We start from the raw sequence: 16,863 nt of genomic DNA, 5'->3' as shown, positions 1-16,863 counted from the left end.
GCAACGCCTGAGGGCTTGCGAAAAAAAAACCGGCTCATGAGGCCGGTTTTTTTGTATTACTGTAAATGAATATTACAGCATTATTTAACTTCTTCGCCTTTAGCCTGCATATCGGCATGGTATGAGGAGCGAACGAATGGGCCGCAGGCAGCATGGGTGAAGCCCATCGCCATCGCTTCGGCTTTCATTTCATCGAATTCGTCCGGGCTCACGTAGCGCTGTACCGGCAGGTGGTGACGGCTTGGCTGCAGATACTGTCCGAGGGTCAACATGGTCACACCGTGGCGGCGAAGATCGCGCATCACCTCGATGATTTCATCATTGGTTTCACCCAGACCCACCATCAGACCAGACTTGGTCGGAATATGCGGATGCGCTTCTTTGAAACGCTCCAGCAGCTTCAGGGACCAGTTGTAGTCAGCGCCCGGACGGACCTGACGGTAAAGACGCGGCACGTTCTCCAGGTTGTGGTTAAACACATCTGGCGGCGTTGCGGTCAGGATATCCAGCGCACGGTCCATACGACCACGGAAGTCAGGCACCAGCGTCTCGATTTTGATGTTAGGGCTTTTCTCGCGAATGGCCGTAATGCAGTCGGCGAAGTGCTGAGCACCACCGTCACGCAGGTCGTCACGGTCAACGGACGTGATAACCACATAACGCAGCGCCATGTCGGCGATGGTCTGCGCCAGTTTCTGGGGTTCGTTAGCATCAGGCGCGACTGGACGTCCATGAGCAACATCGCAGAACGGGCAGCGGCGGGTACAGATAGCACCCAGAATCATAAACGTCGCGGTACCATGATTGAAACATTCAGCAAGGTTCGGGCAAGAGGCTTCTTCACAGACGGAGTGAAGGCCATTCTTGCGCATCGCCGCTTTGATCCCCTGGATACGCGAAGAGTCGGCCGGAAGTTTGATTTTCATCCATTCCGGTTTTCTTAACAGCGCCTCGCGCTCTGTAGCCACGTTTTTAACCGGGATAAGGGCCATTTTATCGGCATCGCGGTATTTAACACCGCGTTCCATCACAATGGGTTTACTCATAGCGTGCGTGTTCCAGTTGCGAATATCGAAGGAAAGCGTTTCAATTCAAGGGAATGTTGTATTTATCAACTATTTTTGAACGAACGACAGGCAGTATATCATTGAAACGGTCGTTAAAGCAGCCTGCCAGATCGCCAATTTGTAAAATAGTTGTTGTTTTGTGCCTTTTGCCCTGCGGGTTGCAGGGACTTGTACTGGCTAAACCTGTCAGAAGGCCTGACGGATAATGCGGATGACGTTTTCCAGGACCGGATCGCGCAAACTCAGCTTGTTATAATGCAGTGAAATCTCGATAGATTCCGCATTAAGCTGACTGAGCGGGATGCTTTCCAGCGGCCAGCATTTTTGTAGCAGACTGTACAGGCGTGATGGCATAACGCACAGCATGTCGCTGCTGCCGATCAGGGATGCGGTGGTAAACATATTGTAACTACTGAAGCTGATCTGACGTTCCGGGAAAATTTCATCAATACGCTGACGAAGTGCGTGATTGGATTGCCCTTCGGTCATGAAAGATGAGTGATCGTAGTTGCGCAGGTTTTCGATGGTTAACGGCTCGCTAAGAGCAGGATGCTGCTGGCGGCAAACCAATACCAGGTTATCCGCATAAAGCACATTTTGCCCCAGCGCTCTGGCACTGAAGCTGCCGCTTTCAATAATCAGGTCCGTCTGGAACTGGGCAAGCTGAATGTCTGGTTCATTGAGAGGCACGTTGCGAAGCAGGAGCTGCGGAGCATGTTCTTTCACGGCCTGGAAGATCGCCGGCATCACCAGCACCCCTACAGAAGGGGAACAGCCGATGGTGATGGTTCGCTGCTTATCATAGCTTCCGGTTAAATCCAGCGCGCCCAGAATCGACTCCAGCCCCTGACTGATGTACTCATGGAGATGCGTGGCGTAAGCCGTCGGCGTTACCCCCTGGCCCTTGCGGATAAATAATGGGTCAGGAAATATAGCGCGAAGCTTTTGGATTGACTGGCTTATTGCTGATGGCGTGAGATTAAGAATTTTCGCAGCGTTAACGATACCCTTATGGACATATACCGCCTCAAAAATAGTCAGTAAATTGAGATCAATATTACGTAAAGTCCGAAAAATTTGTGGCTTGTCTTCGCCACCGGGTTCATTCAGTCGTTTGGCTGGTAAATTATTATACTCCACGCTTTCACTCCGTATACATTCACAATATGAATGATAGTTGAATTTATTTATTATGCTTGTAGAGATTCGTAAAGTGTTGGTTTTGTTTCACTTGTTTATCAAAAACAAACAGTTGAGTGATTATTGCTCACGTTACTTATGCCGTGTTTGCCGTGCTTGCTGGAGGCTAAATAATATGTGGCGGTAATATTCGGGCGCTTCGAAAATATAGAATCTGTGGATTATTGTAAAGTGCAAAAGCGGTAAATAAACAGTGGCCCGCCAAATTATCGAGCCATGTTGTATGATGTATTAAGCAGGGATATATTCGTATGGGGGATTGTTAAGTAGCGCTAACATCTGCTTTAAAAGCACTGGACGAATAGTTTCTGGCGTAGCGGTTTCAACCCACTGGCGTACCTGCGTCATTTCCATGCCGGCATAGCCGCAGGGGTTAATGCGTTGGAAAGGCGCGAGGTCCATATTAATATTCAAGGCCAGGCCATGGAATGAGCAGCCTTTACGAATACGCAGCCCCAGGGAGCAGATCTTCATTTCCCCAACGTAAACGCCTGGCGCATCGGCGCGTGGATGCGCGTCAATACCATATTCCGCCAGCGTGTTGACGACAGTTTGTTCCAGTAAGGTAACCAGTTCACGTACGCCAAGCTTTCTGCGTTTCAGATTGAGCAGGACGTACATCACCTGCTGTCCGGGCCCATGATAAGTGACCTGACCGCCGCGATCGCTCTGAATAACCGGGATATCTCCCGTCATTAACAAATGCTCTGCTTTACCCGCCTGGCCCTGCGTAAATACCGGCAGGTGTTCGACCAGCCAGATTTCATCCGGGGTGCTGTCATCGCGTGAATCGGTGAAGTCATGCATAGCCTGGGAGACAGGCTCATAAGGTTGCAGGCCGAGGTGACGGACCAGAATTTTATCCTGATACAAAACTGCGTCTCCGAAGACGAGGGACAAAAGATGTGGGGGAGTATATCACAGCGGGGAGAGGGGTTACCCGGCAAACCGGGTAACCGCAAAGGGACTACAGCACCATACGAACAATTTCGATATTGCCGAGCTCTTCGTACAGCGTTTCAACCTGCTCAATGTGTGTCGCAGTGATGGTAATAGAGACAGAGTGGTAGTTGCCCTTGCTGCTTGGTTTTACTGACGGAGAGTAGTCACCCGGCGCATGGCGCTGTACCACTTCAACCACCTGATCAACCAGCTCAGGTTTCGCCAGACCCATTACTTTGTAGGTAAATGAGGTAGGGAATTCAAGCAGTTCGTTAAGTTTGGTTTTCATGTCAGCTCCGGCGTAACGTCAAAAAATAATAACTCCCACGTCAGGTGGGAGTTATCAGGATACTTAGTATATGGGGATCAAAATCACACTTTCAAGTGTTCAATTTTTAACCAAACCAGTGGTGGAACATCAATTTAATGTAATCAATGATTTTGCCGAAGAAATTGCCTTCAGGAATTTCCTGCAGGACAACCAGCGGACGCTGATCGATCGTTTTTCCATCCAGCTGGAAGTTGATCGTGCCCACAACCTGGTTTTTCTGCAGCGGGGCATGCAGCTCGGTGCTGTTCAGCACGTAGCTGGCTTTCAGATCCTTCATGCGACCGCGTGGAATGGTCAGGTAGAGGTCTTTATCAACGCCGAGTGAAGCACGGTCGTTGTCGCCGAACCAGACGGGTTCAGACGCAAACTCTTTGCCTGCTTTCAGTGGATTCACGGTTTCGAAGAAGCGGAAGCCCCAGGTCAGCAGTTTCTTGCTTTCTGTTTCACGACCTTTAAAGGTGCGGCCGCCCATCACGGCAGAGATCAGACGCATCTGACCTTCAGTGGCAGAGGCCACCAGGTTGTAGCCCGCTTTGTCGGTGTGGCCAGTTTTGATGCCGTCAACGTTCAGGCTGTTATCCCACAGCAGGCCGTTACGGTTGGTCTGACGAATACCGTTGAAGGTGAACTCTTTCTCTTTATAGATAGAGTATTCGTTAGGTACATCGCGGATCAGCGCCTGACCAATCAGGGCCATATCACGTGCGGAGCTGTACTGACCGTCTGCGTCCAGGCCGTGTACGGTCTGGAAATGGCTGTTTTTCAGACCCAGCGCGGTAACGTAGCTGTTCATCAGGCCCACAAAGGCATCCTGGCTACCGGCGGCGAAATCGGCCATCGCCACGCAGGCATCGTTACCAGACTGCAGGTTGATACCGCGAATCAGCTGGGAAACAGGAACCTGCATACCCGGCTTCAGGAACATCAGAGAGGAACCTTTGAAAACAGGGTTCCCGGTTGCCCACGCATCGTTACCGATGGTGACCAGATCCGATTCTTTGAATTTACCTGCCTTCATCGCCTGGCCGATAACGTAGCTGGTCATCATTTTGGTCAGGCTGGCCGGGTCACGGCGGGCATCGGCATTCTGTTCTGCCAGCACTTTGCCAGAGTTGTAATCGATCAGGATGTAGGATTCCGCGTCGATTTGCGGAACGCCAGGGATCATGGTCTTGATATTCAGGTCATCGGCGTGAGCTGCAGAGAGCGCAGCAGCGCAAAGGGCCGTGGTCAGCGCCATGCGCTGCACAAAACGAGCAGAAAAAGTGGTCTTCATGGTCAGAACTACGACATCCGTGATGGAATTAAAAAAAGTGCCTTACTATAGCAAATGCTATTCAGGCAGGCATCCGACTTTAAGCATGAGTTTGTGAATGTGTTTTACACTAACTGACAATTCGGATACCGCCGGTTAATTATTTTGCAACAGCGATAAATGACTGAAGTTGAGCTTCATTCTGCAGACGCTGCTGCAGGGATGCGGCCTGCGATTTGCTGGCAAACGGCCCCATCTGAATGCGCCAGACCGCGCCGTTCTGCTCAACGCGTCCCGGTACGCCAAACTGCTGGCTCAGACGCTGTTGGTACTGCTTGGCCCGGGCCTGATCGCTCACTGCGCCTACCTGAACCACATAGCTGCCGCTGGCCGCTGCTGGAGCCGCCGCTGCCGCCGTTACGGGAGCCGGCTGGGTCGCTGGCGCAGCAACGGGAGCAGGGGCCGGAGTCGGCTCACTGCCTTCCAGCACGCCCGAGGCTAAGGTCGTCGGTGCGCCAAGAAAGCCGCTACTCTTTACCGGCGCGCCGGTAGAATCCTCGCTTTGCAGCGTGTCATTGCTGATCGGGCGAATTTCTCCCCCCGGCTGAGCAGGCTCTGCCGGAGATGAGACGCTTCCCATTCCGCCGTCAAGATTTGGGCGGTCAGGAAGGGCATAGGTCTGTTTTGCCACCGTCGTACACGCGGTACCCGGCCCGGAGAGCGAACCATCCTGTGCGACGATAATCGGATCAATACGGACTTTGGTGTTGTTCGAGGTGTTCAGGCGATCGGCAGACGCGCGGGACAGGGAAATCACCCGGTCATTCCCGTAAGGTCCACGGTCGTTTATCCGCACGACGATCATACGGCCATTCGCCAGGTTGGTGATACGGGCGTAGCTCGGGATCGGCAGCGTCGGGTGTGCCGCCGTCAGCTGCATTGGGTCGAACGCTTCCCCGGAAGCCGTCAGATTACTTCCTGGCTCGGCATCATAAATGGCGGCAAAGCCTGCCTGACTGAAACGGGAAGGATCCTGAACAATTTTATAGCTTTTGCCATCGCGCTCGTAATCCTGATTGGCACTGGCATTCAGCGGTTCATAAACGGGATCGGCACCGCTGATTTCAACGATCGGGCCATTACACACCGCAGGCTGCGGCGGCGCGACGGTTGCCTGTTGCTGACCATCATCACTTGTGCAGGCCGCAAGTAAACTTGCCGCGATGCAGATCCCCAGCCACTGCTTACGCATTCCGATCCCCTTATTTTTATACGCTTTTTGACAACATTTTTCTGTGGGTATGGATCGACATCACGATACCAAACCCGGCCATCAACACGATCAGTGCCGAGCCTCCGTAACTCACCAGCGGCAGCGGTACGCCTACCACCGGCAGAATACCACTCACCATACCAATATTTACGAAGACATAAACGAATAAAATCAGCATCAACCCGCCGGCCATGACGCGACCAAAGGTGGTTTGCGCGCGCGCTGCAATCCACAATCCCCGCATGATCAGCAGGACGTACAGCGCCAGCAATATTAAGATGCCAACCAGCCCCAGCTCTTCCGCCAGTACCGCAAAGATAAAGTCGGTGTGGCGTTCCGGTAAAAACTCCAGCTGCGACTGCGTGCCGTGCAGCCAGCCTTTACCGCGCAGGCCGCCGGAGCCAATCGCAATCTTGGACTGAATAATATGATAGCCCGCGCCCAGCGGATCGGTTTCCGGATCGAGCAGCATCATGACGCGCTGGCGCTGGTAATCATGCATCAGGAAGAACCAGAGGATAGGAATGAACGCCGCAATCAGCACCACCGCGATACCAATCAGGCGCCAGCTCAGTCCTGACAGGAAAAGGACAAACAGGCCGGAGAGGGCGATAAGGATTGAGGTACCGAGGTCAGGCTGTGCCGCAACCAGCAGCGTCGGCAGGAAAATCAGCACCAGCGCGATGGCGGTATTTTTCAGCGACGGCGGACAGACGTCACGGTTGATAAAGCGTGCCACCATCAATGGAACGGCGATTTTGGCAATTTCCGAAGGCTGGAAGCGGACAACGCCCAGATCCAGCCAGCGCTGCGCCCCTTTTGAAATGGCGCCAAACGCATCTACCGCAACCAGCAAAATAATACAGAAGATGTAGAGGTAGGGCGCCCAGCCTTCGTAGACGCGCGGCGGGATTTGCGCCATCACCACCATGATGATCAGACCCATGGCAATCTGGCCGATTTTGCGCTCCATCATGCCGATGTCCTGGCCGCTGGCGCTCCAGATAACCAGGGCGCTGTACACCAGCAGAGCCAGCAGGATCAGCAGCATGGCTGGGTCGATGTGGATTTTATCCCACAGCGATTTTTTATTTGGATTATCCGTCATGATTATTGGTCCTCCGCCGCAGCGGCGGCCGGGTTTTCAGCCGGCAGTTCGGTGTTGTTATCACCCAGCATAATGTGGTCAAGGATCTGGCGCATGATGGTCCCTACTGCTGGCCCGGCACCGCCGTTCTCCAGAATCATCGCCACCGCGACCTGCGGGTTATCATAAGGGGCAAACGCCGTCATCAGCTTATGGTCACGCAGACGTTCAGCAATGCGGTGCGCGTTATAGGTTTCGTTGGCTTTCAGACCAAACACCTGCGCGGTACCGGACTTTGCGGCCACTTTATACGGCGTACCGGCGAAGTACTTGTGCGCGGTCCCGTTCGGGCGGTTTGCCACGCCGTACATACCGTCTTTAGCAATTTCCCAGAAGCCGGAATGGATGTCACCCACCGGGGCCTCGTGCGGCTGATTCCACGGCACTTTTTTGCCGTCTTCAACAGTGCTCTGCAGCAGATGAGGCACTTTTACCACGCCGTCATTGATGAGGATCATCATGGCTTTGTTCATCTGAATCGGCGTTGCCGTCCAGTAACCCTGGCCGATACCCACCGGAATGGTATCACCCTGATACCACGGTTTTTTAAAGCGCTTCAGCTTCCATTCACGCGTTGGCATGTTACCAGAACGTTCTTCTGAAAGGTCCACGCCGGTGTAATGCCCGTAGCCGAATTTGCTCATCCACTCTGACAGACGGTCGATACCCATGTCATACGCCACCTGATAGAAGAAGGTATCCGCAGACTCCTCCAGCGATTTGGTGACGTTCAGATGACCGTGGCCCCATTTTTTCCAGTCACGATAGCGCTTGTCTGAACCCGGCAGCTGCCACCAGCCCGGGTCAAACAGGCTGGTATTACGGTTGATGACGCCAGCACTCAGCGCAGAGACCGCCACGTACGGTTTAACCGTTGATGCCGGCGGGTAAACCCCTTGCGTAGCGCGGTTCACCAGCGGCGTGTTCGGGTCATTCAGCAGACCGGAATAGTCTTTACTGGAAATGCCGTCAACAAAGAGGTTCGGGTCATAGCTAGGCATGGAGACCATTGCCAGGATACCGCCGGTACGAGGATCGGTGACCACAACGGCTGCACGGCTACCCGCCAGCAGGGTTTCGATATACTGCTGAAGTTTGAGGTCGAGCGTCAGATAGACGTCATGCCCCGCCTGAGGCGGCACTTCTTTCAGCTGGCGGATCACGCGGCCGCGGTTGTTAACTTCAACCTCTTCATAGCCGGTTTGTCCGTGCAGAACGTCTTCGTAGTAACGTTCGATCCCCAGCTTACCGATATCGTGCGTAGCAGCGTAGTTGGCCAGCTTGCCGTCTTTATCAAGGCGGTCGACGTCTTTGTCGTTAATCTTGGAAACGTAGCCAATCACATGCGTCAGCGCGGAGCCGTAGGGATAGTAGCGACGCTTATATCCCTTCACTTCCACGCCGGGGAAACGGTACTGATTCACCGCAAAGCGGGCCACCTGGACTTCCGTAAGATTGGTTTTAACCGGAATCGAGGTGAAGCGGTGAGAGCGGGCGCGCTCTTTTTTGAAGGCCGCGATATCGTCATCGTTAAGGTCGACAACGCTTTTCAGCGCTTCCAGCGTATCCTGAACATTATCGACTTTTTCCGGCATCATCTCGATTTGATAGATGGTGCGGTTCAACGCCAGCGGTGTGCCGTTACGATCGTAAATAATGCCGCGGCTGGGTGCGATAGGCACCAGCTTAATGCGGTTTTCGTTTGAACGCGTCTGGTAGTCGGTAAAGCGGACAATTTGCAGATTATAGAGGTTGGCGATCAGCACGCCGGTAAGCAGCAAAATCCCGGTAAAGGCGACCAGCGCCCGGCGCACAAACAGCGCGGACTCAGCCGTATAGTCGCGAAAAGAATTCTGTAGTTTCATCCGCTGCTTAATCTACCCTGGTCAGTCATTACTCGCGGTGATAGGGGTGGTTGGTAGTAATGCTCCACGCGCGATACAGGCTTTCTGCCACCAGTACCCGAACGAGCGGGTGGGGAAGCGTCAGCGCGGAGAGAGACCAACTTTGTTCAGCCGCCGCTTTGCAGGCAGGGGATAACCCTTCTGGTCCGCCAATCAACAGACTGACGTCACGACCATCCTGCTTCCAGCGCTCCAGTTCTTGCGCCAGCTGCGGCGTATCCCAGGGTTTACCTGGAATATCGAGGGTGACGATGCGGTTTTTGCCTGCGGCAGCCAGCATCAGTTCGCCCTCTTTATCGAGAATACGTTTGATATCAGCGTTCTTGCCGCGCTTACCGGCGGGAATTTCCACCAGCTCGAACGGCATGTCTTTTGGAAAACGACGCAGATATTCAGTAAAACCGGTTTGTACCCAGTCCGGCATTTTGGTGCCGACGGCGACCAGCTGTAACTTCACGCATTAACCCCAGAGTTTTTCCAGCTCATACAGGCGACGGCTCTCGTCCTGCATGACGTGGACAATCACATCGCCGAGGTCGACTACCACCCAGTCAGCCGTCGCTTCACCTTCAACACCCAGCGGTAACAGCCCTGCTGCACGCGATTCCTGAACCACGTGATCGGCAATTGAAACAACATGACGCGTCGATGTACCGGTGCAGATGATCATGCAGTCGGTAATACTGGATTTACCCTTAACGTCGATAGCGATGATGTCCTGACCTTTCAGGTCATCAATTTTGTCAATAACAAAATCCTGGAGTGCTTTACCCTGCAAGTTTTCCCCCTGGGGTGAATGAGATTGTAAAACTTTGAATTCGTAGCCAGACAGTATACCTGAACTCACGCCTGCGTCGGGACAAATGTCTCCGGCCGGGCTTTTGAAGGCGGGTATCATCCCACCCTCCGCCTGAGATTGCATTGCCATTTTTGTAAAACAATTTCTGTAAAGCAATGATCGGCGGGAAAGTCTGGCAGCGGAGAATAACAGTATGGCTTACCCTGTCAAGGCAGGATAAACAATAAGCCGCTTTTTATGCTCTCCGGCTATTCATCTGCGCTTTTCTGATACAAACCGTGCGCGTGGATATAGGCCAGCACCGGGGTTGGCAGCAGATCGTCACACGCTAAACCCTGCTGTAAACGCTCGCGAATGAGGGTCGCAGAGATATCGAACCACGGCGTTTCCGCCAGATAGATCTTCCCGGCAGGCTGGTTGTGAAGATCTTCAACACTATCGGTGAGATGGTCCTCCAGCCACTGCTGGTACTGCTCTTCGCGCATGGTCAGCGGATAGCCAGGACGGCGGCAGACGAGCAGGTGGCTGTTCTCCAGGATGGTTTCATACTGATGCCACGTGGGGAAATTCAGCAGTGAATCCTGGCCGATGATAAAGGCAAGCGGCTGGTCTGGTCCTTGTTCGGCGCGCCACTCCTGAAGCGTCTGAGACGTCCAGGAGGGCGTGTCGCGACGCAGCTCACGCTCGTCAAGTCGGAAGAGCGGTTTATCTGCGATGGCAAGGGCAAGCATCTCTTTTCGCTGCTCGCTAGTCGCCTCGGGCTGTGGACGATGGGGCGGGACATTGTTGGGCATGATGGTGACGCGCTGAAGTCCGATCAGATTCGCCAGAATTTCAACCGGCTTCAGATGCCCGTAATGTACCGGGTCGAAGGTGCCGCCATATAAGGCCTGTAAAGAATGCATGCTATCCATCAATAAAAACGTCTGCCAGCGCTTTGTGGCAGAGCAGCAGGGAAAGGCTTTCCAGCTCCGCCCAGACCGACTGGCCGTAATCTTGTTTTAACGTGAGCTCAGCGCGCATCAGAAGCTGCACAGCCTGACGAAGCTGTTCATGACTCAGGCGGTTGACGGCCTCGGTGGTCAAAGCCCGGCGATTTTGCCACACGCGGTGTTTATCAAACAGCGAACGCAGCGGCGTATGGGCAGACTGACGCTTGAGCGTAATCAGCAGCAGCAATTCGCGCTGCAGCGTACGCAGCAAAATAACCGGTTCGCTCCCTTCGAGACGCAGCTGTTGCAGAATATGCAGGGCGCGTTTGCTTTTCGCCGACAGCAGCGCGTCCACCCAGTGGAACGGCGTGAAGTGCGCCGCGTCGTTAACGGCCTGCTCGACGCGCGGCAAGGTCAGCTTGCCATCCGGCCAAAGCAGGGAGAGTCTGTCCAGCGCCTGCGCCAGGGCCAGCAGGTTACCTTCATAGCAGTAGCAGAGCAGTTGGTTCGCCGCATCATCCAGCTGAAGGTTGTTCTGCTTCGCTCTCGCTGCCACCCATTTGGGCAGATGCGCCTGTTCAGGCGTCTGACAGGTCACCTGCACCGCGTGGGCAGCGAGTTGGGTGAACCACGCCGCATTTTCCTGCGCTTTGGTGAGCTTGTTGCCGCGCACAATCAGCAGCAGATCGCTGTGAAGCAGGCTGACCAACGTGGCCAGCTGTTCATTGATGGCCGCGTTAGGGCCGTTCTCAGGCAGCAGGATCTGAATAGTCTGGCGCGACGCAAAAAGGCTCATCGCCTGACAGAGTGAGAAGAGGGCATTCCAGTCGGTGTTGTTATCCAGCTGGACGGTGTGGTGCTCATCGAAGCCCTGAGAGGCGGCCTCATGCCGCACGGCATCCAGGCTTTCCTGAAGTAATAACGGATCGTTTCCAAGAAGCAGATACGCCGCGCGCAGCCCTTCTTTGAGCTGCGCGCGGAGTTGTTCAGGATACAGCCTGATCATCATTTACCCAGAGAGTTAGCAGCAGGAAGCGTGCCGGCAACGGGTTTTTCAACAATGTCAGAGCCTTGTCTGGTAGACGCTGCAATACCTGGCAGTTTACGGATCAGCTGTTCCGCCGCCTTGTCGTACATTTCGTTGATGATAATCTGCTGTTCGGCATCTTTTGCCAGCGCCGTCTGCGGGTTATCGAAGAACGAACGGTACACTTTCGTGCTGATCGGATAGATGTCTTTACCCGGGATCAGGACCGCTGCGTTGACCGTCATAACCATCTGGTATTCTGCGGTACGACCATCCTGGAAGATAGATGCCGTATCTTTGCCGAGAGTCATCCCCAGGACACGCAAAGAGGGAATGCCCTGGCGCAGCGTTTGTTTCTCAACAAGCTCAACGCCGTTCAGACGCAGCTGATTACGAATTGCCCGGCTGAGTGGACCATTCGGATCTGATGAGTCGAAAATCATCGTTTTCATCTCAGCAGGCACCGCCGTGGTATTGCGCAGGTGCCAGCCACAGCCGGCGGTGACAAGCACCGCCAGTGATAAGAGTATTGTTGCCAGTTGTCGCACGTTTCCTCCCGCGCTTAGCCAACGACCAGATTGAGCAGTTTACCCGGTACGTAGATCACTTTACGTACGGTAACGCCCTCAAGATATTTTGCGACCAGAGGTTCCTGGCCCGCGCGCTCGCGAACCTGTTCTTCGGTTGCATCGACCGCCACGGTAATTTTACCGCGGACTTTGCCGTTTACCTGGACCACAACCAGCGTCGTGTTTTCTACCATCGCTGATTCGTCAGCCTGCGGCCACGGCGCGTTGTCGATATCGCCTTCGCCTTTCAGCTCCTGCCACAGGGTGAAGCTGACGTGCGGAGTGAACGGGTTCAGCATGCGAACAACAGCAAGCAGCGCTTCACGCATTAAGGCACGATCCTGCTCGCCGTCCTGCGGAGCCTTCGCCAGCTTGTTCATCAGTTCCATAATAGCCGCAATTGCGGTATTGAAGGTCTGACGACGACCAATATCATCGGTCACTTTCGCAATCGTTTTATGAACATCGCGACGCAGCGCCTGCTGATCTTCAGTCAGTGCGGCGGCGTTCAGCGCCGGGGCATCGCCCGGTGCAGTGTGTTCGTAAACCAGTTTCCAGACGCGTTTCAGGAAGCGGTTCGCCCCTTCCACGCCGGACTCCTGCCATTCAAGGGTCATGTCCGCCGGAGAGGCAAACATCATGAACAGACGCACGGTATCCGCACCGTAACGCTCAACCATCACCTGCGGATCGATACCGTTGTTTTTCGACTTGGACATCTTGCTCATGCCGGTGTAGACCAGTTCATGACCTTCGGCGTCTTTCGCCTTAACGATACGGCCCTTCTCGTCACGCTCGACGATCGCATCAACCGGTGAAACCCAGTTACGCTCGCCGTTGGCACCAACATAATAGAACGCATCTGCCAGCACCATGCCCTGACACAGCAGCTGTTTTGCTGGTTCGTCAGAGTTCACCATGCCTGCATCGCGCATCAGTTTGTGGAAGAAGCGGAAGTAGAGCAGGTGCATGATGGCGTGTTCGATGCCGCCGATATAGATATCAACCGGCAGCCAGTAGTTTGCCGCATCGGAATCGAGCATACCGTCCTGATACTGCGGGCAGGTGTAGCGCGCATAGTACCAGGATGACTCCATAAAGGTGTCAAAGGTGTCGGTTTCACGCAGCGCAGGCTGTCCGTTAACGGTGGTTTTTGCCCACTCAGGATCGGCTTTAATCGGGCTGGTGATACCGTCCATGACCACGTCTTCCGGCAGGATCACCGGGAGCTGATCTTCCGGGGTTGGCATCACGGTGCCATCTTCCAGCGTCACCATCGGGATTGGCGCACCCCAGTAACGCTGACGGGACACGCCCCAGTCGCGCAGACGGAAGTTAACTTTACGTTCGCCCACGCCCAGAGAGGCCAGCTTATCGGCGATGGCGTTGAAGCCCTCTTCGAAGCTCAGACCGCTAAATTCACCGGAGTTGAACAGGGTGCCTTTTTCAGTCAGCGCGTGTTCAGACAGGTCTGGTTCTGAACCGTCAGCCGCCAGGATGACAGGCTTGATGGTCAGGCCATATTTGGTGGCAAATTCGTAGTCGCGCTGGTCGTGACCCGGAACAGCCATCACGGCGCCAGTGCCGTACTCCATCAGAACGAAGTTGGCGGCCCAGACAGGGATTGCTTCGCCTGTCAGTGGGTGAATGGCTTTAAAGCCGGTATCAACCCCTTTTTTCTCCATCGTCGCCATGTCGGCTTCGGCCACTTTGGTGTTGCGGCACTCATCGATGAATGACGCCAGCTCCGGATTGTTTTCCGCCGCTTTCTGCGCCAGCGGATGACCTGCGGCTACGGCCAGGTAGGTCGCGCCCATGAAGGTGTCCGGACGGGTGGTGTAGACAGTCAGAGTCTGGTCGTAGTTCTCAACGTTGAAGGTAATCTCCACGCCTTCAGAACGGCCGATCCAGTTGCGCTGCATGGTCTTAACGGTATCTGGCCAGTGATCCAGGTTATCCAGATCGTTCAGCAGCTCATCAGCGTAAGCGGTGATTTTGATAAACCACTGTGGGATCTCTTTACGCTCAACTTTGGTGTCACAGCGCCAGCAGCAGCCGTCGATAACCTGTTCGTTCGCGAGAACGGTTTGGTCATTTGGACACCAGTTAACGGCAGAGGTCTTCTTATACACCAGGCCTTTTTTGTACAGCTCGGTGAAGAACTTCTGCTCCCAGCGATAGTATTCCGGGGTACAGGTTGCCAGCTCGCGGCTCCAGTCATAGCCAAAGCCCAGCATTTTGAGCTGGTTTTTCATGTACGCGATGTTGTCGTACGTCCACGGCGCCGGAGCGGTGTTGTTTTTGACCGCCGCGCCTTCCGCAGGCAGACCGAACGCATCCCAGCCGATAGGCTGCAGAACGTTTTTACCCAGCATGCGCTGGTAGCGTGCAATCACATCGCCGATGGTGTAGTTACGCACATGGCCCATGTGTAGTCGACCAGAAGGATAGGGAAGCATCGACAGGCAGTAATACTTCTCTTTGCTCTCGTCTTCGGTTACTTCAAAGGTGCGCTTCTCGTCCCAGTGTTGCTGGACTTTTGATTCTATCTCTTCCGGGCGGTATTGCTCTTGCATGGCAGCCAGTGGTCCTGTTTTCAATACAGCTACAAATGTAGCCAATGGATGTGGTAATTCAGATCCGCATAGCATAGCCCAAACGCCCGCGTCAAAACAGCCTTTCGCACAAATGCGCTTTGCAGGAATTTACCGGGTCTGTGCTTCACCTGACAAAGCGGCGATGAAATAAGGTCTATTATTAGAAATAGTTACTTACCCGGGAGGCAAAATGATGAACAAGGTTGCTCAATTTTACCGCGAACTGGTGGCGACACTGACGGAACGGCTGCGTAACGGCGAGCGAGATATCGATGCGCTGGTGGAGCAGGCGCGTGCCCGCGTGACGCAAACGGGTGAGTTAACGCGAACCGAAGTGGAAGAGGTGACGCGCGCCGTGCGTCGCGATCTGGAAGAGTTCGCGCGCAGCTACCAGGAGAGTCAGGAGGAGGTCACGGACAGCGTTTTTATGCGGGTGATTAAAGAGAGCCTGTGGCAAGAGCTGGCCGACATCACGGATAAAACGCAGCTGGAGTGGCGCGAGGTCTTTCAGGATTTGAACCATCACGGTGTTTATCACAGTGGTGAGGTGGTCGGGTTGGGAAATCTGGTGTGCGAGAATTGCCACCACCATATTGCGGTATACACGCCGGATGTCCTGCCGCTGTGTCCGAAATGCGGCCACGATCAGTTCCAGCGTCGGCCGTTTGAGCCCTAAATAAAAGCAAAACGGCAACTATGTTGCCGTTTTTAGTGTTTGCCCCCTCTCCCCGTGGGAGAGGGTTGGGGTGAGGGCATCAGGCCGCACAAGGTCAAAGCAAAACGGCAACCACGTTGCCGTTTTTAGTGTTTGCCCCCTCTCCCCGTGGGAGAGGGCTGGTGTGAGGGCATCAGGCCGCACTATAGTAAGCCAGTCTCTCCGCCAGCAAATCCACAAACGCCTCGCGATCGATATCTACCATCACCGTGGTATTCGCTTTATTCCCCGTCAGCGAGTAGTAATCCACCACCGTCATTCCCTGGGTGTATTTTCCCTGCGTCTCAACACCAACCCATCTGTCCACCGTGGTGAACATCTCCGGCTTCAGTAGCCAGGCAATGGTGCACGGGTCGTGCAGCGGCGCGCCGTGGAAGCCCCATTTCTCGGCTTTGTGATACTCCATAAAGAAGTCGAGCAGTTCGGCCACGGTTGTCGCGACCGTATTACCCACGGAGCGGAATCGCTCAATATCGTCCGCCATAATCTGCGCGCGGTGGGTAACGTCCAGCCCTGCCATCACAATCGGTAAGCCAGACTGGAAGACGATTTCCGCCGCTTCCGGGTCGACAAAGATGTTGAACTCCGCCGCAGGCGTCCAGTTCCCCAGCCCCATGGCTCCGCCCATAATCACAATTCGGGCAATTTTATTATGCAGCTCAGGATGGCTGTTCAGCAGCAGCGCAACGTTGGTTTGCGGTCCTGTTGCCACCAGCGTTACCGGTTCTGCACTCTCACGCAGAACCTTCGCCATCAGCTCCACGGCGGTACATTTTTGCGGCGTGAAGCCCGGCTCCGGCAGTGCCGGACCGTCCAGCCCGCTTTCACCATGAACGTTGTCGGCAATAATCAGCTCGCGCATCAGCGGCTTCACGGCCCCGCCGGCGACAGGGATACCGGTGCGTTTGAGCAGCGTGAGCATGCGCAGCACGTTGCGCAGGGTTTTGTCTGGCGTCTGGTTTCCGGCGGACGAGGTGACGGCTTTTACCTCGAGTTCAGGGGAGGCAAGAGCGAGGACGAGCGCGATCGCGTCGTCATGACCCGGATCGCAATCGAGAATAATAGGCTGTGCCATAGCGTTCTCCATACGTAGCGTTATTTTGTG

General features: G+C 54.5%; 16 protein-coding genes. 1 reads left to right on the top strand and 15 read right to left on the bottom strand.

Annotated elements, in window-relative coordinates; genetic code table 11:
• Window positions 1–80 precede the first annotated feature (80 nt).
• The 14 genes from lipA to leuS all read right to left on the bottom strand — a co-directional run bounded on the left by lipA (window position 81) and on the right by leuS (window position 15,022).
• Window positions 81–1,046, bottom strand: a complete 966-nt coding sequence (gene lipA / locus AC1VYI_RS18505; RefSeq protein ID WP_013097595.1) for a lipoyl synthase — start codon at window positions 1,044–1,046, stop codon at window positions 81–83.
• A 207-nt stretch (window positions 1,047–1,253) separates the two neighbouring features.
• Entirely contained in the window at window positions 1,254–2,207 is a 954-nt protein-coding gene (locus AC1VYI_RS18500; protein ID WP_032665064.1) for a YbeF family transcriptional regulator, read from the bottom strand.
• A 291-nt stretch (window positions 2,208–2,498) separates the two neighbouring features.
• Window positions 2,499–3,140: a lipoyl(octanoyl) transferase LipB gene (gene lipB, locus AC1VYI_RS18495; RefSeq protein ID WP_045402138.1), complete on the bottom strand. Its 642-nt coding sequence runs from the start codon at window positions 3,138–3,140 to the stop codon at window positions 2,499–2,501.
• A 94-nt stretch (window positions 3,141–3,234) separates the two neighbouring features.
• Window positions 3,235–3,498: a DUF493 family protein YbeD gene (gene ybeD, locus AC1VYI_RS18490; protein WP_006177135.1), complete on the bottom strand. Its 264-nt coding sequence runs from the start codon at window positions 3,496–3,498 to the stop codon at window positions 3,235–3,237.
• Between the two features lie 106 nt (window positions 3,499–3,604).
• Window positions 3,605–4,816 (bottom strand): D-alanyl-D-alanine carboxypeptidase DacA, encoded by a 1,212-nt coding sequence (gene dacA, locus AC1VYI_RS18485; protein ID WP_014069323.1) that lies wholly within the window; start codon window positions 4,814–4,816, stop codon window positions 3,605–3,607.
• Between the two features lie 139 nt (window positions 4,817–4,955).
• Window positions 4,956–6,047: an endolytic peptidoglycan transglycosylase RlpA gene (rlpA, locus tag AC1VYI_RS18480; protein ID WP_134866663.1), complete on the bottom strand. Its 1,092-nt coding sequence runs from the start codon at window positions 6,045–6,047 to the stop codon at window positions 4,956–4,958.
• Between the two features lie 16 nt (window positions 6,048–6,063).
• Entirely contained in the window at window positions 6,064–7,176 is a 1,113-nt protein-coding gene (gene mrdB, locus AC1VYI_RS18475) for a peptidoglycan glycosyltransferase MrdB (RefSeq protein WP_023310746.1), read from the bottom strand.
• A 2-nt stretch (window positions 7,177–7,178) separates the two neighbouring features.
• Window positions 7,179–9,080 (bottom strand): peptidoglycan DD-transpeptidase MrdA, encoded by a 1,902-nt coding sequence (mrdA, locus tag AC1VYI_RS18470; protein ID WP_023310747.1) that lies wholly within the window; start codon window positions 9,078–9,080, stop codon window positions 7,179–7,181.
• Window positions 9,081–9,108: 28 nt separating this feature from the next.
• Window positions 9,109–9,576 carry a 23S rRNA (pseudouridine(1915)-N(3))-methyltransferase RlmH gene (rlmH, locus tag AC1VYI_RS18465; protein WP_023310748.1) on the bottom strand — a complete coding sequence of 156 codons (468 nt, stop codon included), beginning with the start codon at window positions 9,574–9,576 and terminating at the stop codon, window positions 9,109–9,111.
• A gap of 3 nt (window positions 9,577–9,579) precedes the next feature.
• Entirely contained in the window at window positions 9,580–9,897 is a 318-nt protein-coding gene (rsfS, locus tag AC1VYI_RS18460; protein ID WP_023334893.1) for a ribosome silencing factor, read from the bottom strand.
• Between the two features lie 269 nt (window positions 9,898–10,166).
• Window positions 10,167–10,832 carry a nicotinate-nucleotide adenylyltransferase gene (gene nadD / locus AC1VYI_RS18455; RefSeq protein ID WP_045356584.1) on the bottom strand — a complete coding sequence of 222 codons (666 nt, stop codon included), beginning with the start codon at window positions 10,830–10,832 and terminating at the stop codon, window positions 10,167–10,169.
• Complete coding sequence (gene holA / locus AC1VYI_RS18450; protein WP_059446433.1) at window positions 10,825–11,856, bottom strand: DNA polymerase III subunit delta; 1,032 nt, start codon at window positions 11,854–11,856, stop codon at window positions 10,825–10,827. Before holA ends, nadD begins: the two co-directional genes overlap by 8 nt.
• The gene (gene lptE, locus AC1VYI_RS18445) at window positions 11,856–12,425 is read right to left on the bottom strand and encodes an LPS assembly lipoprotein LptE (protein WP_134866662.1); all 570 of its coding nucleotides are present in this window, start codon (window positions 12,423–12,425) and stop codon (window positions 11,856–11,858) included. The genes holA and lptE overlap by 1 nt, the downstream gene beginning before the upstream one ends.
• A gap of 14 nt (window positions 12,426–12,439) precedes the next feature.
• The gene (leuS, locus tag AC1VYI_RS18440; protein WP_148660537.1) at window positions 12,440–15,022 is read right to left on the bottom strand and encodes a leucine--tRNA ligase; all 2,583 of its coding nucleotides are present in this window, start codon (window positions 15,020–15,022) and stop codon (window positions 12,440–12,442) included.
• Between the two features lie 214 nt (window positions 15,023–15,236).
• Here leuS and AC1VYI_RS18435 point away from each other — a divergent pair, with 214 nt between their 5' ends.
• A complete protein-coding gene (locus AC1VYI_RS18435; protein ID WP_032661386.1) occupies window positions 15,237–15,719 on the top strand; it encodes a zinc ribbon-containing protein in 483 nt (160 codons plus the stop codon).
• Between the two features lie 172 nt (window positions 15,720–15,891).
• Here the strand turns inward: AC1VYI_RS18435 and rihA are convergent, their stop codons facing one another.
• The gene (gene rihA, locus AC1VYI_RS18430) at window positions 15,892–16,833 is read right to left on the bottom strand and encodes a pyrimidine-specific ribonucleoside hydrolase RihA (protein WP_134866660.1); all 942 of its coding nucleotides are present in this window, start codon (window positions 16,831–16,833) and stop codon (window positions 15,892–15,894) included.
• Window positions 16,834–16,863 lie beyond the last annotated feature (30 nt).

The sequence above is a fragment of the Enterobacter sp. QK-SA4 genome (assembly GCF_056856775.1).
This window is presented reverse-complemented; position numbering and strand designations above follow the sequence as displayed.

Bases quoted from the DNA above. Each gene is read 5' to 3' on its own strand.
- lipA (WP_013097595.1), bottom strand. From the start codon at position 1,046: ATGAGTAAACCCATTGTGATGGAACGCGGTGTTAAATACCGCGATGCC.
- ybeD (WP_006177135.1), bottom strand. From the start codon at position 3,498: ATGAAAACCAAACTTAACGAACTGCTTGAATTCCCTACCTCATTTACC.
- dacA (WP_014069323.1), bottom strand. From the start codon at position 4,816: ATGAAGACCACTTTTTCTGCTCGTTTTGTGCAGCGCATGGCGCTGACC.
- rlpA (WP_134866663.1), bottom strand. From the start codon at position 6,047: ATGCGTAAGCAGTGGCTGGGGATCTGCATCGCGGCAAGTTTACTTGCG.
- mrdB (WP_023310746.1), bottom strand. From the start codon at position 7,176: ATGACGGATAATCCAAATAAAAAATCGCTGTGGGATAAAATCCACATC.
- mrdA (WP_023310747.1), bottom strand. From the start codon at position 9,080: ATGAAACTACAGAATTCTTTTCGCGACTATACGGCTGAGTCCGCGCTG.
- nadD (WP_045356584.1), bottom strand. From the start codon at position 10,832: ATGGATAGCATGCATTCTTTACAGGCCTTATATGGCGGCACCTTCGAC.
- holA (WP_059446433.1), bottom strand. From the start codon at position 11,856: ATGATCAGGCTGTATCCTGAACAACTCCGCGCGCAGCTCAAAGAAGGG.
- leuS (WP_148660537.1), bottom strand. From the start codon at position 15,022: ATGCAAGAGCAATACCGCCCGGAAGAGATAGAATCAAAAGTCCAGCAA.
- AC1VYI_RS18435 (WP_032661386.1), top strand. From the start codon at position 15,237: ATGAACAAGGTTGCTCAATTTTACCGCGAACTGGTGGCGACACTGACG.
- rihA (WP_134866660.1), bottom strand. From the start codon at position 16,833: ATGGCACAGCCTATTATTCTCGATTGCGATCCGGGTCATGACGACGCG.